This is a genomic window from Escherichia sp. MOD1-EC6819 (assembly GCF_002965765.1).
In the GTDB taxonomy this organism is placed as follows: Bacteria; Pseudomonadota; Gammaproteobacteria; order Enterobacterales; family Enterobacteriaceae; genus Escherichia; species Escherichia ruysiae.
Genome location: NZ_PTRG01000003.1, coordinates 183,121 through 199,931, shown reverse-complemented (window position 1 = coordinate 199,931; position 16,811 = coordinate 183,121). Strand labels below are relative to the sequence as shown.

Annotated in this window: 13 protein-coding genes; 9 read left to right on the top strand and 4 right to left on the bottom strand. The window is 53.0% G+C overall.

The window, feature by feature from the left end:
• Positions 1-17 precede the first annotated feature (17 nt).
• From ileS to caiF, 9 genes are all read left to right on the top strand, one after another.
• Complete coding sequence (ileS, locus tag A7Z06_RS04795; RefSeq protein WP_105279357.1) at positions 18-2,834, top strand: isoleucine--tRNA ligase; 2,817 nt, start codon at positions 18-20, stop codon at positions 2,832-2,834.
• Positions 2,834-3,328, top strand: a complete 495-nt coding sequence (gene lspA / locus A7Z06_RS04790; RefSeq protein WP_000083378.1) for a signal peptidase II — start codon at positions 2,834-2,836, stop codon at positions 3,326-3,328. Before ileS ends, lspA begins: the two co-directional genes overlap by 1 nt.
• A gap of 106 nt (positions 3,329-3,434) precedes the next feature.
• Positions 3,435-3,884, top strand: coding sequence for an FKBP-type peptidyl-prolyl cis-trans isomerase (gene fkpB / locus A7Z06_RS04785; RefSeq protein ID WP_000004661.1), 450 nt, complete (start codon positions 3,435-3,437; stop codon positions 3,882-3,884).
• Between the two features lies 1 nt (position 3,885).
• Positions 3,886-4,836 (top strand): 4-hydroxy-3-methylbut-2-enyl diphosphate reductase, encoded by a 951-nt coding sequence (gene ispH, locus A7Z06_RS04780; RefSeq protein WP_001166392.1) that lies wholly within the window; start codon positions 3,886-3,888, stop codon positions 4,834-4,836.
• Between the two features lie 65 nt (positions 4,837-4,901).
• Positions 4,902-5,816 (top strand): ribonucleoside hydrolase RihC, encoded by a 915-nt coding sequence (rihC, locus tag A7Z06_RS04775; protein ID WP_001239108.1) that lies wholly within the window; start codon positions 4,902-4,904, stop codon positions 5,814-5,816.
• A 166-nt stretch (positions 5,817-5,982) separates the two neighbouring features.
• Positions 5,983-6,804 (top strand): 4-hydroxy-tetrahydrodipicolinate reductase, encoded by an 822-nt coding sequence (dapB, locus tag A7Z06_RS04770; RefSeq protein WP_000543577.1) that lies wholly within the window; start codon positions 5,983-5,985, stop codon positions 6,802-6,804.
• Between the two features lie 456 nt (positions 6,805-7,260).
• The gene (gene carA, locus A7Z06_RS04765) at positions 7,261-8,409 is read left to right on the top strand and encodes a glutamine-hydrolyzing carbamoyl-phosphate synthase small subunit (RefSeq protein WP_010345452.1); all 1,149 of its coding nucleotides are present in this window, start codon (positions 7,261-7,263) and stop codon (positions 8,407-8,409) included.
• A 17-nt stretch (positions 8,410-8,426) separates the two neighbouring features.
• Positions 8,427-11,648 carry a carbamoyl-phosphate synthase large subunit gene (gene carB, locus A7Z06_RS04760; RefSeq protein ID WP_001126394.1) on the top strand — a complete coding sequence of 1,074 codons (3,222 nt, stop codon included), beginning with the start codon at positions 8,427-8,429 and terminating at the stop codon, positions 11,646-11,648.
• 259 nt (positions 11,649-11,907) lie between these two features.
• Entirely contained in the window at positions 11,908-12,303 is a 396-nt protein-coding gene (caiF, locus tag A7Z06_RS04750; RefSeq protein WP_000333116.1) for a carnitine metabolism transcriptional regulator CaiF, read from the top strand.
• A 118-nt stretch (positions 12,304-12,421) separates the two neighbouring features.
• On the opposite strand, the gene caiE is transcribed toward caiF, so the two are convergent.
• From caiE to caiB, 4 genes are all read right to left on the bottom strand, one after another.
• Entirely contained in the window at positions 12,422-13,012 is a 591-nt protein-coding gene (caiE, locus tag A7Z06_RS04745) for a carnitine operon protein CaiE (RefSeq protein WP_000122892.1), read from the bottom strand.
• Positions 13,013-13,017: 5 nt separating this feature from the next.
• Positions 13,018-13,803 (bottom strand): crotonobetainyl-CoA hydratase, encoded by a 786-nt coding sequence (gene caiD / locus A7Z06_RS04740; protein ID WP_000004395.1) that lies wholly within the window; start codon positions 13,801-13,803, stop codon positions 13,018-13,020.
• Between the two features lie 108 nt (positions 13,804-13,911).
• Positions 13,912-15,465, bottom strand: a complete 1,554-nt coding sequence (gene caiC, locus A7Z06_RS04735) for a crotonobetaine/carnitine-CoA ligase (protein WP_010345447.1) — start codon at positions 15,463-15,465, stop codon at positions 13,912-13,914.
• 72 nt (positions 15,466-15,537) lie between these two features.
• A complete protein-coding gene (gene caiB / locus A7Z06_RS04730; RefSeq protein ID WP_000349946.1) occupies positions 15,538-16,755 on the bottom strand; it encodes an L-carnitine CoA-transferase in 1,218 nt (405 codons plus the stop codon).
• Between the last annotated feature and the right edge of the window lie 56 nt (positions 16,756-16,811).

Sequence of the window (16,811 nt, the reverse complement as noted above, 5' to 3'; positions counted from 1 at the left end):
ACGGAACCGAGAATCTGATGAGTGACTATAAATCAACCCTGAATTTGCCGGAAACAGGGTTCCCGATGCGTGGCGATCTTGCCAAACGCGAACCGGGAATGCTGGCGCGTTGGACTGATGATGACCTGTACGGCATCATTCGTGCGGCTAAAAAAGGCAAAAAAACCTTCATTCTGCATGATGGCCCTCCATATGCGAATGGCAGCATTCATATTGGTCACTCGGTTAACAAGATTCTGAAAGACATAATCATCAAGTCCAAAGGGCTTTCCGGTTATGACTCGCCGTATGTGCCAGGCTGGGACTGCCACGGTCTGCCGATCGAACTGAAAGTAGAGCAAGAATACGGTAAACCGGGTGAGAAATTCACCGCCGCCGAGTTCCGCGCCAAGTGCCGCGAATACGCTGCGACCCAGGTTGACGGTCAGCGCAAAGACTTTATTCGTCTGGGCGTGCTGGGCGACTGGTCGCACCCGTACCTGACTATGGACTTCAAAACTGAAGCCAACATCATCCGCGCGCTGGGCAAAATCATCGGCAACGGTCACCTGCACAAAGGCGCGAAGCCGGTACACTGGTGCGTTGACTGCCGTTCTGCGCTGGCAGAAGCGGAAGTTGAGTATTACGACAAAACCTCTCCGTCCATCGACGTTGCTTTCCAGGCAGTCGATCAGGATGCGCTGAAAGCGAAATTTGGCGTCAGCAACGTTAACGGCCCAATCTCGCTGGTTATCTGGACCACTACGCCGTGGACTCTGCCTGCGAACCGCGCAATCTCTATTGCACCGGATTTCGACTATGCGCTGGTGCAGATCGGCGGTCAGGCCGTGATTCTGGCGAAAGATCTGGTTGAAAGCGTAATGCAACGTATCGGCGTTACCGATTACACCATTCTCGGCACGGTGAAAGGTGCAGAGCTTGAGCTGCTGCGCTTTACTCATCCGTTTATGGGCTTCGACGTTCCGGCAATCCTCGGCGATCACGTTACCCTGGATGCCGGTACTGGTGCTGTTCACACCGCGCCTGGCCACGGCCCGGACGACTATGTGATTGGTCAGAAATACGGCCTGGAAACCGCTAACCCGGTTGGTCCGGACGGCACTTATCTGCCGGGTACTTACCCGACGCTGGATGGTGTGAACGTCTTCAAAGCGAACGACATCGTCGTTGCGCTGTTGCAGGAAAAAGGCGCGCTGCTGCATGTTGAGAAAATGCAGCACAGCTATCCGTGCTGCTGGCGTCACAAAACGCCGATCATCTTCCGCGCGACGCCGCAGTGGTTCGTCAGCATGGATCAGAAAGGTCTGCGTGCGCAGTCACTGAAAGAGATCAAAGGTGTGCAGTGGATCCCGGACTGGGGCCAGGCGCGTATCGAGTCGATGGTTGCTAACCGTCCTGACTGGTGTATCTCCCGTCAGCGCACCTGGGGCGTACCGATGTCACTGTTCGTGCACAAAGACACGGAAGAGCTGCATCCGCGTACCCTCGAACTAATGGAAGAAGTGGCAAAACGCGTTGAAGTTGACGGCATCCAGGCGTGGTGGGATCTTGATGCGAAAGAGATCCTCGGCGATGAAGCTGATCAGTACGTGAAAGTGCCGGACACATTGGATGTATGGTTTGACTCCGGATCTACCCACTCTTCCGTTGTTGACGTGCGTCCGGAATTTGCCGGTCACGCAGCGGACATGTATCTGGAAGGTTCTGACCAGCACCGTGGTTGGTTCATGTCTTCCCTAATGATCTCCACCGCGATGAAAGGCAAAGCGCCGTATCGTCAGGTACTGACCCACGGCTTTACCGTGGATGGTCAGGGTCGCAAGATGTCTAAATCCATCGGCAACACCGTTTCGCCGCAGGATGTGATGAACAAACTTGGCGCGGATATTCTGCGTCTGTGGGTGGCATCAACCGACTACACCGGCGAAATGGCTGTTTCTGACGAGATCCTGAAACGTGCTGCTGACAGCTATCGTCGTATCCGTAACACCGCGCGCTTCCTGCTGGCAAACCTCAATGGTTTCGATCCAGCAAAAGATATGGTGAAACCGGAAGAGATGGTGGTACTGGACAGATGGGCCGTGGGTTGTGCGAAAGCGGCTCAGGAAGACATCCTCAAGGCTTACGAAGCATACGATTTCCACGAAGTGGTACAGCGCCTGATGCGCTTCTGCTCCGTTGAGATGGGCTCTTTCTACCTCGACATCATCAAAGACCGTCAGTACACCGCTAAAGCGGACAGCGTGGCGCGTCGTAGCTGCCAGACTGCGCTGTATCACATTGCAGAAGCGCTGGTGCGCTGGATGGCGCCGATCCTCTCCTTCACCGCTGATGAAGTGTGGGGCTACCTGCCGGGCGAGCGTGAAAAATACGTCTTCACCGGTGAGTGGTACGAAGGCCTGTTTGGTCTGGCAGACAGCGAAGCGATGAACGATGCATTCTGGGACGAGCTGCTGAAAGTGCGTGGCGAAGTGAACAAAGTCATCGAGCAGGCTCGTGCGGATAAGAAAGTCGGCGGTTCTCTGGAAGCGGCAGTGACCCTGTACGCGGAACCCGAACTGGCGGCGAAACTGACCGCGCTGGGTGATGAATTACGATTTGTCCTGTTGACCTCTGGCGCTGCCGTTGCAGACTATAACGACGCACCTGCTGATGCGCAGCAGAGCGAAGTACTCAAAGGGCTGAAAGTCGCGTTGAGTAAAGCCGAAGGTGATAAGTGCCCACGCTGCTGGCACTACACCCAGGATGTCGGCAAGGTGGCGGAACACGCAGAAATCTGCGGCCGCTGTGTCAGCAACGTCGCCGGCGACGGTGAAAAACGTAAGTTTGCCTGATGAGTCAATCGATCTGTTCAACAGGGCTACGCTGGCTGTGGCTGGTGGTAGTCGTGCTGATTATCGATCTGGGCAGCAAATACCTGATCCTCCAGAACTTTGCTCTGGGGGATACGGTTCCGCTGTTCCCGTCGCTTAATCTGCATTATGCGCGTAACTATGGCGCGGCGTTTAGTTTCCTTGCCGATAGCGGCGGCTGGCAGCGTTGGTTTTTTGCCGGTATTGCGATTGGTATTAGTGTGATCCTGACGGTGATGATGTATCGCTCGAAGGCTACGCAAAAGCTAAACAATATCGCTTACGCGCTGATTATTGGCGGCGCACTGGGCAACCTGTTCGACCGTCTGTGGCACGGCTTTGTGGTCGATATGATCGACTTCTACGTCGGCGACTGGCATTTCGCCACCTTCAACCTCGCCGATAGCGCAATCTGTGTCGGTGCGGCATTGATTGTGCTGGAAGGTTTTTTACCTTCTAAAGCGAAAAAACAATAATAAACCCTGCCGGATGCGATGCTGACGCATCTTATCCGGCCTACCGATTGCTGCGAAATCGTAGGCCGCATCCGGCAAAAATCCTCAAATACAAGAGCAAACCTGCATGTCTGAATCTGTACAGAGCAATAGCGCCGTCCTGGTGCACTTCACGCTAAAACTCGACGATGGCACTACCGCCGAGTCTACCCGCAACAACGGTAAACCGGCGCTGTTCCGCCTGGGTGATGCTTCTCTTTCCGAAGGGCTGGAGCAACATCTGCTGGGGCTGAAAGTGGGCGATAAAACCACCTTCACGCTGGAGCCAGATGCGGCGTTTGGCGTGCCGTCACCAGACCTGATTCAGTACTTCTCCCGCCGTGAGTTTATGGATGCAGGCGAGCCAGAAATTGGCGCAATAATGCTTTTTACCGCAATGGATGGCAGTGAGATGCCTGGCGTGATCCGCGAAATTAACGGCGACTCTATTACCGTTGATTTTAACCATCCGCTGGCCGGGCAGACCGTTCATTTTGATATTGAAGTGCTGGAAATCGATCCGGCACTGGAGGCGTAACATGCAGATCCTGTTGGCCAACCCGCGTGGTTTTTGTGCCGGGGTAGACCGCGCTATCAGCATTGTTGAAAACGCGCTGGCCATTTACGGCGCACCGATATATGTCCGCCACGAAGTGGTGCATAACCGCTACGTGGTCGATAGCCTGCGCGAGCGTGGGGCTATCTTTATTGAGCAGATCAGCGAAGTGCCGGACGGTGCGATCCTGATTTTCTCTGCGCATGGCGTTTCCCAGGCGGTACGCAACGAAGCGAAAAGTCGCGATCTGACGGTATTCGACGCCACCTGTCCGCTGGTGACCAAAGTACATATGGAAGTCGCTCGCGCCAGCCGTCGTGGTGAAGAATCTATTCTCATCGGCCACGCCGGGCACCCGGAAGTGGAAGGGACGATGGGACAGTACAGCAACCCAGAAGGGGGAATGTATCTGGTTGAATCGCCAGATGACGTATGGAAGCTGACGGTCAAAAACGAAGAGAAGCTCTCTTTTATGACCCAGACCACGCTGTCGGTGGATGACACGTCTGATGTTATCGACGCGCTGCGTAAACGCTTCCCGAAAATTGTCGGGCCGCGCAAAGATGACATTTGTTACGCCACTACCAACCGTCAGGAAGCAGTACGCGCCCTGGCAGAGCAGGCGGAAGTTGTGCTGGTGGTCGGTTCGAAAAACTCCTCCAACTCCAACCGTCTGGCGGAACTGGCACAGCGTATGGGCAAACGCGCGTTTTTAATTGACGATGCGGCTGATATCCAGGAAGAGTGGGTGAAAGAAGCGAAATGCGTCGGTGTGACTGCGGGCGCATCAGCTCCGGATATTCTGGTACAGAACGTCGTCGCACGTTTACAGCAGCTTGGCGGTGGTGAAGCCATTTCGCTTGAAGGCCGTGAAGAAAACATTGTTTTCGAAGTGCCGAAAGAGCTGCGTGTCGATATTCGTGAAGTTGATTAAGTCATTTGCAGCCTAAGTTATGTGAAAATGCCGGTCTTATTACCGGCATTTTTTATGGAGAAAACATGCGCTTGCCGATTTTTTTGGATACCGACCCTGGTATCGACGATGCCGCAGCGATTGCTGCCGCGATCTTTGCCCCACAACTCGATCTCCAACTGATGACGACTGTCGGAGGCAATGTATCGGTGCAGAAAACTACCCGAAATGCGCTGCAATTGCTGCATTTCTGGGATGCGGATATCCCACTCGCCCAGGGGGCGGCAACACCGTTGGTACGCGCACCGCGTGATGCGTCTTATGTTCATGGTGAATCCGGCATGGATGGTTATGACTTCGTTGAGCACAATCGAAAACCACTGGAGAAACCGGCGTTTCTGGCGATTCGTGATGCGCTAATGTGCGCGCCTGAACCCGTTACCCTGGTGGCGATCGGGCCGTTGACGAATATCGCGCTATTGCTTTCACAGTGCCCGGAATGCAAACCGCATATTCGTCGTCTGGTGATCATGGGCGGTTCTGCCGGTCGTGGCAATTTCACGCCGAATGCCGAGTTTAATATTGCGATTGATCCTGAAGCGGCGGCCCAGGTCTTCCAGAGCGGACTGGAGATTGTGATGTGTGGCCTGGACGTCACCAATCAGGCGATGCTCACTCCCGAATATCTCACCACACTACCGGAATTGAATCGCACCGGAAAAATGCTTCATGCACTGTTTAGCCACTACCGCAGCGGCAGTATGCAAAGTGGCCTGCGAATGCACGATCTCTGTGCCATTGCCTGGCTGGTTCGCCCGGATTTGTTCACTCTCAAGCCGTGTTTTGTGGCGGTAGAAACACAAGGTGAATTTACTGCGGGTACGACAGTCGTCGATATTGACGGTCGGCTGGATAAACCGGCAAATGTTCAGGTTGCGCTGGATCTGGACGTGAAAGGTTTCCAGCAGTGGGTGGCGGAGGTGCTGGCGCTGGCGCCGTAACCTGTCACATGTTATCGGCATGTAGTCATTCACTGACTCATGCCTTTCACTGATATCCCTCCCTGTTTATCATTAATTTCTAATTATCAGCGTTTTCGGCTGGCGGCGTAGCGATGCGCTGGTTACTCTGAAAACGGTCTATACAAATTAACAAAAGAGAATAGCTATGCATGATGCAAACATCCGCGTTGCCATCGCGGGAGCCGGGGGGCGTATGGGCCGCCAGTTGATTCAGGCGGCGCTGGCATTAGAGGGCGTGCAGCTTGGCGCGGCGCTGGAACGCGAAGGATCTTCTTTACTGGGCAGCGATGCTGGCGAACTGGCTGGAGCAGGAAAAACCGGCGTTATCGTACAAAGCAGCCTTGATGTTGTAAAAGATGATTTTGATGTGTTTATCGATTTTACCCGTCCGGAAGGTACGCTGAACCATCTCGCTTTTTGCCGCCAACATGGCAAAGGGATGGTGATTGGCACCACGGGTTTTGATGACGCAGGTAAACAGGCGATTGGTGAAGCTGCCAAAGATATTGCGATTGTCTTTGCCGCCAACTTTAGCGTCGGCGTTAACGTCATGCTTAAGTTGCTGGAGAAAGCGGCTCAGGTCATGGGTGACTACACTGATATCGAAATTATCGAAGCGCATCATCGACATAAAGTCGATGCGCCGTCAGGCACTGCGCTGGCAATGGGGGAAGCGATTGCCCATGCGTTGGATAAAGATCTGAAAGATTGTGCCGTTTACAGCCGCGAAGGGCATACCGGTGAACGCGTTCCCGGAACGATAGGTTTTGCCACCGTCCGCGCCGGAGACATCGTGGGTGAACATACCGCCATGTTTGCCGATATCGGCGAACGTCTGGAGATCACTCATAAGGCTTCCAGCCGCATGACATTTGCTAACGGCGCAGTAAGATCGGCATTGTGGCTGAGTGGCAAGGAAAGTGGTCTTTTTGATATGAGAGATGTGCTTAATCTCAATAAATTGTAACCACAAAACATTTGTAATTACGCAAAAATAACACATTTAATTTATTGATTGTAAAGGGCTTTAATTTTAAGCCCTTTTATTTTTTGTGTTATGTTTTTGAATTTTATTCAAGTGCTAAAAATTACATGTTTTGTCTTCTGCTTTTGTTGTTTTAATGTAAATTTTGACCATCTGGTCCACTTTTTTTCTTCGTGTTCTTTGTTTACACATTCTTCTCGCTGCGCAAGCGTTTTCCAGACCTTGTTAGATTGTGTTTTTGTCGGTTAGTGCCTGTAAAATAGGTGTGAGGCATAAAATTATATAATAAATCCCGCTATTGAGTTGACTTTTAGCGCCCATATCTCCAGAATGCCGCCGTTTGCCAGAAATTCGTCGGTAAGCAGATTTGCATTGATTCATCGCATCATTGTGAATTAATATGCAAATAAAGTGAGTGAATATTCTCTGGAGGGTGTTTTGATTAAGTCAGCGCTATTGGTTCTGGAAGACGGAACCCAGTTTCACGGTCGGGCCATAGGGGCAACAGGTTCGGCGGTTGGGGAAGTCGTTTTCAATACTTCAATGACCGGTTATCAAGAAATCCTCACTGATCCTTCCTATTCTCGTCAAATCGTTACTCTTACTTATCCCCATATTGGCAATGTCGGCACTAATGACGCCGATGAAGAATCTTCTCAGGTACATGCACAAGGTCTGGTGATTCGCGACCTGCCGCTGATTGCCAGCAACTTCCGTAATACCGAAGACCTCTCTTCTTACCTGAAGCGCCATAACATCGTAGCGATTGCCGATATCGATACCCGTAAGCTGACGCGTTTACTGCGCGAGAAAGGCGCACAGAACGGCTGCATCATCGCGGGCGACAACCCGGATGCGGCGCTGGCATTAGAAAAAGCCCGCGCGTTCCCTGGCCTCAATGGTATGGATCTGGCAAAAGAAGTGACTACCGCAGAAGCCTATAGCTGGACACAAGGGAGTTGGACGCTGACCGGCGGCCTGCCAGAAGCGAAAAAAGAAGACGAGCTGCCGTTCCACGTCGTGGCTTATGATTTCGGTGCCAAGCGCAACATCCTGCGGATGCTGGTGGACAGAGGCTGTCGCCTGACCATCGTTCCGGCGCAAACCTCTGCGGAAGACGTGTTGAAAATGAATCCGGACGGTATCTTCCTCTCCAACGGCCCTGGCGATCCGGCACCGTGCGATTACGCCATTACCGCCATCCAGAAATTCCTCGAAACCGACATCCCGGTATTTGGTATCTGCCTCGGTCATCAGCTGCTGGCGCTGGCAAGTGGGGCGAAGACCATCAAAATGAAATTTGGTCACCACGGCGGCAACCATCCGGTGAAAGATATTGAGAAAAATGTGGTGATGATCACCGCGCAAAACCACGGTTTTGCGGTGGACGAAGCAACATTACCTGCAAACCTGCGTGTTACACATAAATCCCTGTTCGACGGTACGTTACAAGGGATTCATCGCACCGATAAACCGGCGTTCAGCTTCCAGGGGCACCCTGAAGCCAGCCCAGGTCCACACGACGCAGCGCCGTTGTTCGACCACTTTATCGAGTTAATTGAGCAGTACCGTAAAACCGCTAAGTAATCAGGAGTAAAAGAGCCATGCCAAAACGTACAGATATAAAAAGTATCCTGATTCTGGGTGCGGGCCCGATTGTTATCGGTCAGGCGTGTGAGTTTGACTACTCTGGCGCGCAAGCATGTAAAGCCCTTCGCGAAGAGGGTTACCGCGTCATTCTGGTGAACTCCAACCCGGCGACCATCATGACCGACCCGGAAATGGCTGATGCGACCTACATCGAGCCGATTCACTGGGAAGTGGTACGTAAGATTATTGAAAAAGAGCGTCCGGATGCGGTGCTGCCAACGATGGGCGGTCAGACGGCGCTGAACTGTGCGCTTGAGCTTGAGCGTCAGGGCGTGCTGGAAGAGTTCGGTGTGACCATGATTGGTGCTACCGCCGACGCGATTGATAAAGCAGAAGACCGCCGCCGTTTCGACGTGGCGATGAAGAAAATCGGCCTCGAAACCGCGCGTTCTGGTATCGCACATACTATGGAAGAGGCGCTGGCGGTTGCCGCTGAAGTTGGCTTCCCGTGCATCATTCGACCTAGCTTTACTATGGGCGGTAGTGGTGGCGGTATCGCCTATAACCGCGAAGAGTTTGAAGAAATTTGCGCCCGTGGTCTGGATCTCTCCCCGACCAAAGAGCTGCTGATTGATGAGTCGCTGATCGGCTGGAAAGAGTACGAGATGGAAGTGGTGCGTGATAAAAACGACAACTGCATCATCGTCTGCTCTATCGAAAACTTCGATGCGATGGGCATCCACACCGGTGACTCCATCACCGTGGCGCCAGCCCAGACGCTGACCGACAAAGAATATCAAATCATGCGTAACGCCTCGATGGCGGTACTGCGTGAAATTGGCGTTGAAACCGGCGGTTCCAACGTTCAGTTTGCGGTTAACCCGAAAAACGGTCGCCTGATTGTTATCGAAATGAACCCGCGTGTGTCGCGTTCTTCGGCGCTGGCATCGAAAGCCACCGGCTTCCCGATTGCCAAAGTGGCGGCGAAACTGGCGGTGGGTTACACCCTTGACGAGCTGATGAACGACATCACCGGCGGGCGTACTCCGGCCTCCTTCGAACCGTCCATCGACTACGTGGTTACTAAAATTCCTCGCTTCAACTTCGAGAAATTCGCCGGTGCGAATGACCGTCTGACCACCCAGATGAAATCGGTTGGCGAAGTGATGGCGATTGGTCGCACGCAGCAGGAGTCCTTGCAAAAAGCCCTGCGCGGCCTGGAAGTGGGTGCGACCGGCTTCGACCCGAAAGTGAGTCTCGACGACCCGGAAGCCCTGACCAAAATCCGCCGCGAACTGAAAGATGCTGGCGCAGAGCGTATCTGGTACATCGCCGATGCCTTCCGTGCGGGCTTGTCTGTAGACGGCGTTTTCAACCTGACCAACATTGATCGCTGGTTCCTGGTGCAAATTGAAGAGCTGGTGCGTCTGGAAGAGAAAGTGGCAGAAGTGGGCATCACTGGCCTGAACGCTGACTTCCTGCGCCAGCTAAAACGCAAAGGCTTTGCTGATGCGCGTCTGGCAAAACTGGCGGGCGTGCGTGAAGCGGAAATCCGCAAGCTGCGCGACCAGTATGACCTACATCCGGTCTACAAACGTGTGGATACCTGTGCGGCAGAGTTTGCTACCGACACCGCTTACATGTACTCCACTTATGAAGAAGAGTGCGAAGCGAATCCGTCTACTGACCGTGAAAAAATCATGGTGCTCGGCGGCGGGCCGAACCGTATCGGTCAGGGTATCGAATTCGACTACTGCTGCGTACACGCCTCGCTGGCGCTGCGTGAAGATGGTTACGAAACCATTATGGTTAACTGTAACCCGGAAACTGTCTCTACCGACTACGACACGTCCGACCGTCTCTACTTTGAGCCGGTAACTCTGGAAGATGTGCTGGAAATCGTGCGTATTGAGAAGCCGAAAGGCGTTATCGTCCAGTACGGCGGTCAGACCCCGCTGAAACTGGCACGTGCGCTGGAAGCCGCTGGCGTACCGGTTATCGGCACCAGCCCGGATGCTATCGACCGCGCGGAAGACCGTGAACGCTTCCAGCACGCGGTTGACCGTCTGAAACTGAAACAACCGGCTAACGCTACCGTTACCGCTATTGAAATGGCGGTTGAGAAGGCGAAAGAGATTGGCTACCCGCTGGTGGTGCGCCCATCTTACGTTCTCGGCGGTCGGGCGATGGAAATCGTCTACGATGAAGCCGACCTGCGCCGTTACTTCCAGACGGCGGTGAGTGTCTCTAACGATGCGCCGGTGCTGCTGGATCATTTCCTTGATGACGCGGTAGAAGTTGATGTGGACGCCATCTGCGACGGCGAAATGGTGCTGATTGGCGGCATCATGGAGCACATCGAGCAGGCAGGTGTGCACTCCGGCGACTCCGCGTGTTCTCTGCCTGCGTACACACTGAGCCAGGAAATTCAGGATGTGATGCGCCAGCAGGTGCAGAAACTGGCCTTCGAATTGCAGGTGCGCGGTCTGATGAACGTGCAGTTTGCAGTGAAAAACAACGAAGTCTACCTGATTGAAGTTAACCCGCGTGCGGCGCGTACCGTTCCGTTCGTCTCCAAAGCCACCGGTGTACCGCTGGCAAAAGTGGCGGCGCGCGTGATGGCTGGCAAATCGCTGGCTGAGCAGGGCGTAACTAAAGAAGTTATCCCGCCGTACTACTCGGTGAAAGAAGTGGTGCTGCCGTTCAACAAATTCCCCGGCGTTGACCCGCTGTTAGGGCCAGAAATGCGCTCCACCGGGGAAGTGATGGGCGTCGGTCGCACCTTCGCTGAAGCGTTTGCTAAAGCGCAACTGGGTAGTAACTCCACCATGAAGAAACACGGTCGTGCGCTGCTCTCCGTGCGTGAAGGCGACAAAGAACGCGTGGTTGATCTGGCGGCAAAACTGCTGAAACAGGGCTTCGAGCTGGATGCGACCCACGGCACGGCGATTGTGCTGGGTGAAGCGGGTATTAATCCGCGTCTGGTGAACAAGGTGCATGAAGGTCGTCCGCACATTCAGGATCGTATCAAGAATGGCGAATATACCTACATCATCAACACCACGTCAGGTCGTCGCGCGATTGAAGACTCCCGCGTGATTCGTCGCAGCGCGCTGCAATATAAAGTACATTACGACACCACCCTGAACGGCGGTTTTGCTACTGCGATGGCACTGAATGCCGATGCGACCGAAAAAGTTATTTCGGTACAGGAAATGCACGCGCAGATCAAATAATAGCGTGTCATGGCAGATATTTTTTATCCGCCAATTTGATCGAATAACTAATACGGTTCTCTGATGAGAACCGTTTTTTTACCAGTAAGGATAATCTTTCCGGGAAACTCTATTTTTGATGATGTAAGCAGGATTTAGCTCACACTTATTGACAGGGAAGTTGCATACTATCGATATATCCACAATTTTAATATGGCCTTGTTTGATTGCTTCAAAACGAGTCATAGCCAGACTTTTAATTTGTGAAACTGGAGTTCGTATGTGTGAAGGATATGTTGAAAAACCACTCTATTTGTTAATCGCCGAATGGATGATGGCTGAAAATCGCTGGGTGATAGCAAGAGAGATCTCTATTCATTTCGATATTGAACACAGCAAGGCGATTAATACCCTAACTTATATTCTGTCGGAAGTCGCAGAAATAAGCTGCGAAGTTAAGATGATCCCTAATAAGCTGGAAGGGCGGGGATGTCAGTGCCAGCGACTGGTTAAAGTGGTCGATATTGATGAGCAAATTTACGCGCGCCTGCGCAATAACAGCCGGGAAAAATTAGTCGGCGTAAGAAAGACGCCGCGTATTCCTGCCGTCCCGCTCACAGAACTTAACCGTGAGCAGAAGTGGCAGATGATGTTGTCGAAGAGTATGCGTCGTTAATTTAATTTCGTTGATACCGTGCGGCCTGGTTGCCGGATGCGATGCTGGCGCATCTTATCCGGCCTACGGTTGCTCTCCAGCCAGTTCGGATAAGGCGTTTACGCCGCATCCGATGATGTTACCGCTTTGGCGTCACATCCGTCGTCCCCTGCAAACGGGGACGATTTTCCTCCATTTGCCTCAACGGTTGCGTTTCATGTAACGCTGCATGGCAGCGCCCGACAAGATCCTGATACTCTTTAGTATTTAATTTCTTCCAGTGCAACTCGTCATCGCTGACGCTGCGCACCGCACGGGCTGGCGTGCCCATCAACAACTGGCGTTTCTCGCCGCAAAAGCCTGCTTTGACAAAGCTCATGGCGGCAACAATGCTCTCTTCACCAATGACCGCGCCATCCATAATCACGCTGTTCATCCCGACCAATGCATCACGACCGATCACACAGCCATGCAGGATAGCGCCATGACCGATATGACCGTTTTCCCCGACAATGGTGTCAGTATCGCTGTAGCCATGCATAATGCAGCCATCCTGAATATTGGCTCCCGCTTGCACAATCAGTCGTCCGTAATCACCACGCAGCGAGGCGAGGGGACCGATGTAGACACCGGCTCCCACAATTACATCGCCAATCAATACCGCACTGGGATGGACAAACGCCGTCGGGTGAACCACCGGAATTAATCCCTCAAAGGCGTAATAGCTCACGGTTATTAACGCCCTTTCCACACCGGATCGCGCTTCTCAGCAAACGCCAGCGGCCCTTCAATGGCATCTTCCGAATGCAGAACTGAGGGATAGTTTTTCAACACACCGCTGCGAATATAGCGATATGCTTCTTCAACCGGCATTTCGCTGGTGGTGCGATAGATCTCTTTCAGTGCCGCAATCGCCAGCGGGGCGCTGTTAACCAGCTGCTGCGCCAGTTCGCGGGCGTTATCCATCAGTTCGGTCTGGCTAACCACGCGGTTGACTATCCCCCAACGCAGCGCCTCTTCTGCGTCCATTCGTCTGCCGGTCATCACCATTTCATTGACGATGGCAGGTGGCAGGATCTTCGGCAGACGCAGCACGCCGCCGCTGTCCGGGACAATACCCAGTTTGGCTTCCGGCAGGGCGAAGCTGGCATTATCGGCACAAACAATAAAATCTGCCGCCAGCGCCAGTTCAAAGCCGCCGCCAAAGGCGTAGCCGTTCACGGCTGCGATAACCGGTTTATCGAGATTGAAAATTTCGGTTAACCCAGCAAATCCGCCTGGCCCGAAATCAGCATCCGGCGCTTCGCCTTCTGCTGCCGCTTTTAAATCCCAGCCGGCGGAAAAGAATTTCTCTCCGGCTCCGGTAATAATAGCGACGCGCAATTGCGGATCGTCACGGAAATTAAGAAATACTTCGCCCATCTCAAAGCTGGTTTTTGCATCAATAGCATTGGCTTTTGGACGATCAAGGGTAATTTCCAGAATTGATCCATTGCGGGTCAGATGTAATGATTCACTCATTCCTTTTCTCCATTTTTATTTTTTCAGGGACGACAACATCCCTGCAAAGAATGCATTTGTTTTTAGAGCGTGATTATTAGCTGGCAGGATAATTCCCTGCCATTATGTTTATTTCAGATTCTTTTTGATTATTTTCCCCGAGCAATTACGCGGCAGATCTTTTCTGATCTCCAGATAAGAAGGCACTTTAAATTTCGCCATATTTTGTTCACAGAAGCAGAAAAATTCTTCCTCGCTCAATGTTTCACCTTCATTCAGCACCACAAAGGCCTTGATAGCTTCATCGCGAATAGAATCTTTAATAACAACAACCACGATATCCTGAATTTTCGGATGGGTGGCGATGATATTTTCCAGCTCCACGCAGGAAACATTCTCGCCACCGCGTTTGATCATGTTGCAGCGACGATCGACGAAATAAAAAAAGCCCTCTTCGTCGCGGTATCCGGTATCGCCAGTATGAAGCCAGCCATCGGCTTCCAGGACTTTGGCGGTGGCTTGCGGGTTGAGAAAGTACTCTTTGAAGATGGTTTTCCCCGGTTCGCCTTTAATGCAGATTTCGCCGATCTCTCCCGCCGGGAGCGGACGATTGTGATCGTCGCGGATCTCCGCTTCGTAGCAAAATCCCGCCCGGCCAATCGACGGCCAGCGCCGTTTATCGCCAGGACGGTCGCCGATAATGCCAACGATGGTTTCCGTCATCCCATAAGACGTCAGCAAACGAACGCCGAAGCGTTCACAAAAAGCGTCTTTTTCCTGCTCCGACAGGTTGAGATAAAACATCACTTCCCGCAGGCAGTGTTGTCGGTCGTTCGCAGAAGGCGGCTGCACCATCAAGGTACGGATCATCATCGGAATACATTCGGTGACGGTGGCATGGTACTTCTGTACCTGTCCCCAGAAGGCGCGGGCGCTGTATTTCTCGACTAGCACAAAGGTGGCTCCGGCAGAAAACGCCGCCATCGCCGCAGTGCACTGGCAATCGATATGAAATGCAGGCATTACCGTCAGGTAGACGTCATCGTCACGCAGGGCGCACTGCCAGGCGGAGTAATATCCGGCGAAGCGCAGATTGTAATGGGTAATCACCACCCCTTTCGGTCGGGAAGTGGTGCCGGAGGTAAAGAGAATTTCCGCCGTATCGTCGGTCGATAGCGGCGGCGCATGGCACAAGGTGGCAGGTTGTTGCTCTTTCAGTTGAGTAAACGAACTGACGCCATCATCAGCGGGAAGCGCCACATCGGTCAGGCAAATGTGCCGTAGCTGCGTGGTATCTTCCTGCTGAATCTGTTGATACATGGAGTAGAATTGCGCACTGGTCACCAGCAGGCACGCCTGGCTGTTTTGCAGGATCCACGCACTTTCTTCGCGCAGCAGGCGGGCGTTAATCGGCACCATAATCGCGCCAATTTTTGCCAGCCCGAACCAGCAAAAGAGAAATTCCGGGCAGTTGTCCAGATGCAGCGCGACCTTGTCGCCTTTGCGGATCCCCAGCGTATAAAACAGGTTTGCCGTGCGGTTAATCTCCTGATTTAACTCAAGATAACTGTACCGGTTAACGACTCCGCCGCTGGATTCACAAATCAGCGCCGTTTTATGACCGTAAACGTCCGCCAGATCGTCCCACATTTGACGTAGATGTTGTCCGCCAATGATATCCATTGCACCTCTATCCATTTTGTTCGTTTGTTATTGAGCGGGCGCTAGTCGGGTAACCCGACCTACGCCACGCGTTTAATCCTCAACTTTGGCCAGACCTTTGCTGACCAACTCCTGAATGTCGTTTTCGCTGTAGCCGATATTTTTCAAAATGGCAGCCGTGTCCATGCCGTGCGATGGCATTCCGCGCCAGATTTGGCCGGGGTTATTTTTGAATTTCGGCATGATGTTCGGTCCTTTGCAGGTGCGACCATCCATCGTTTGCCACTGGGTGATTGATTCGCGGGCAACGTACTGCGGATTGCTTTCCAGTTCCGGTACGGTCAGCACTTTGGCGCAGGCGATATTCAGTTCGGCAAAGCGTTCTTTTACTTCCGCGATGGTGTGTGCTGCCAGCCAGGTATCGAGTTTCTCTTCAACCAGCGGGCCGTAAGGGCATTCGATACGGTGGATAAGCTGAGTGCCTTCCGGGATTTCCGGCGTACCAAGCAGATGCGCAAGACCAATATCTTTAAAGCACTCTGCGATCTGAGTAATACCCACCAGTTCCATCACAATGTAGCCGTCGGCGCATTTGTACAGACCGCAACCGGCGTAGTAGGGATCTTTACCTTTGGTCATGCGCGGGCACATTTCGCCACCGTTGAAGTAATCCATCATGAAGTACTGACCCATGCGCAGCATCACTTCATACATGGCGATGTCGATACTTTCGCCTTTACCGGTTTCGCGCACTTTGTGCAGTGCCGCCAGCGCCGCCGTGGTGGCGGTCAGGCCGGAGAAGTAATCGGCGGTATACGGGAAGGCAGGCATTGGCTGGTCAACATCACCGTTCTGAATCAGGTAACCACTGAAGGCCTGGGCGATGGTGTTATAGGCCGGAAGGTTGGTGTACTCCTCGGTGCCGTACTGACCAAAACCGGACAGGTGAGCGATAACCAGTTTCGGGTTGTGCTGCCACAGGACTTCATCAGTAATGCCACGGCGGGCAAAGGCTGGGCCTTTACTGGCTTCGATGAAGATATCGGTGGTTTCCATTAATTTCAGAAACGCTTCGCGGCCTTCATCTTTGAAGATATTTAATGACAGCGCGTGCAGGTTGCGACGAGAAAGCTGCGGGTAGTTTGGTTGAACGCGAATGGTGTCGGCCCAGGCGACGTTCTCGATCCAGATAACTTCCGCCCCCCATTCTGCGAACATTTGCCCGGCGAATGGCCCGGCGATTTCGATACCGGAGAAGACAACGCGCAATCCGGCCAGCGGCCCGAATTTCGGCATGGGTAGATGATCCATATTAGCTCCTGAAAAATTTATGTAGCGCATGACTGCCGGATGCGGCGTAAACGCCT

Bases quoted from the DNA above. Each gene is read 5' to 3' on its own strand.
- ileS (WP_105279357.1), top strand. From the start codon at position 18: ATGAGTGACTATAAATCAACCCTGAATTTGCCGGAAACAGGGTTCCCG.
- lspA (WP_000083378.1), top strand. From the start codon at position 2,834: ATGAGTCAATCGATCTGTTCAACAGGGCTACGCTGGCTGTGGCTGGTG.
- fkpB (WP_000004661.1), top strand. From the start codon at position 3,435: ATGTCTGAATCTGTACAGAGCAATAGCGCCGTCCTGGTGCACTTCACG.
- ispH (WP_001166392.1), top strand. From the start codon at position 3,886: ATGCAGATCCTGTTGGCCAACCCGCGTGGTTTTTGTGCCGGGGTAGAC.
- rihC (WP_001239108.1), top strand. From the start codon at position 4,902: ATGCGCTTGCCGATTTTTTTGGATACCGACCCTGGTATCGACGATGCC.
- dapB (WP_000543577.1), top strand. From the start codon at position 5,983: ATGCATGATGCAAACATCCGCGTTGCCATCGCGGGAGCCGGGGGGCGT.
- carB (WP_001126394.1), top strand. From the start codon at position 8,427: ATGCCAAAACGTACAGATATAAAAAGTATCCTGATTCTGGGTGCGGGC.
- caiF (WP_000333116.1), top strand. From the start codon at position 11,908: ATGTGTGAAGGATATGTTGAAAAACCACTCTATTTGTTAATCGCCGAA.
- caiD (WP_000004395.1), bottom strand. From the start codon at position 13,803: ATGAGTGAATCATTACATCTGACCCGCAATGGATCAATTCTGGAAATT.
- caiC (WP_010345447.1), bottom strand. From the start codon at position 15,465: ATGGATATCATTGGCGGACAACATCTACGTCAAATGTGGGACGATCTG.
- caiB (WP_000349946.1), bottom strand. From the start codon at position 16,755: ATGGATCATCTACCCATGCCGAAATTCGGGCCGCTGGCCGGATTGCGC.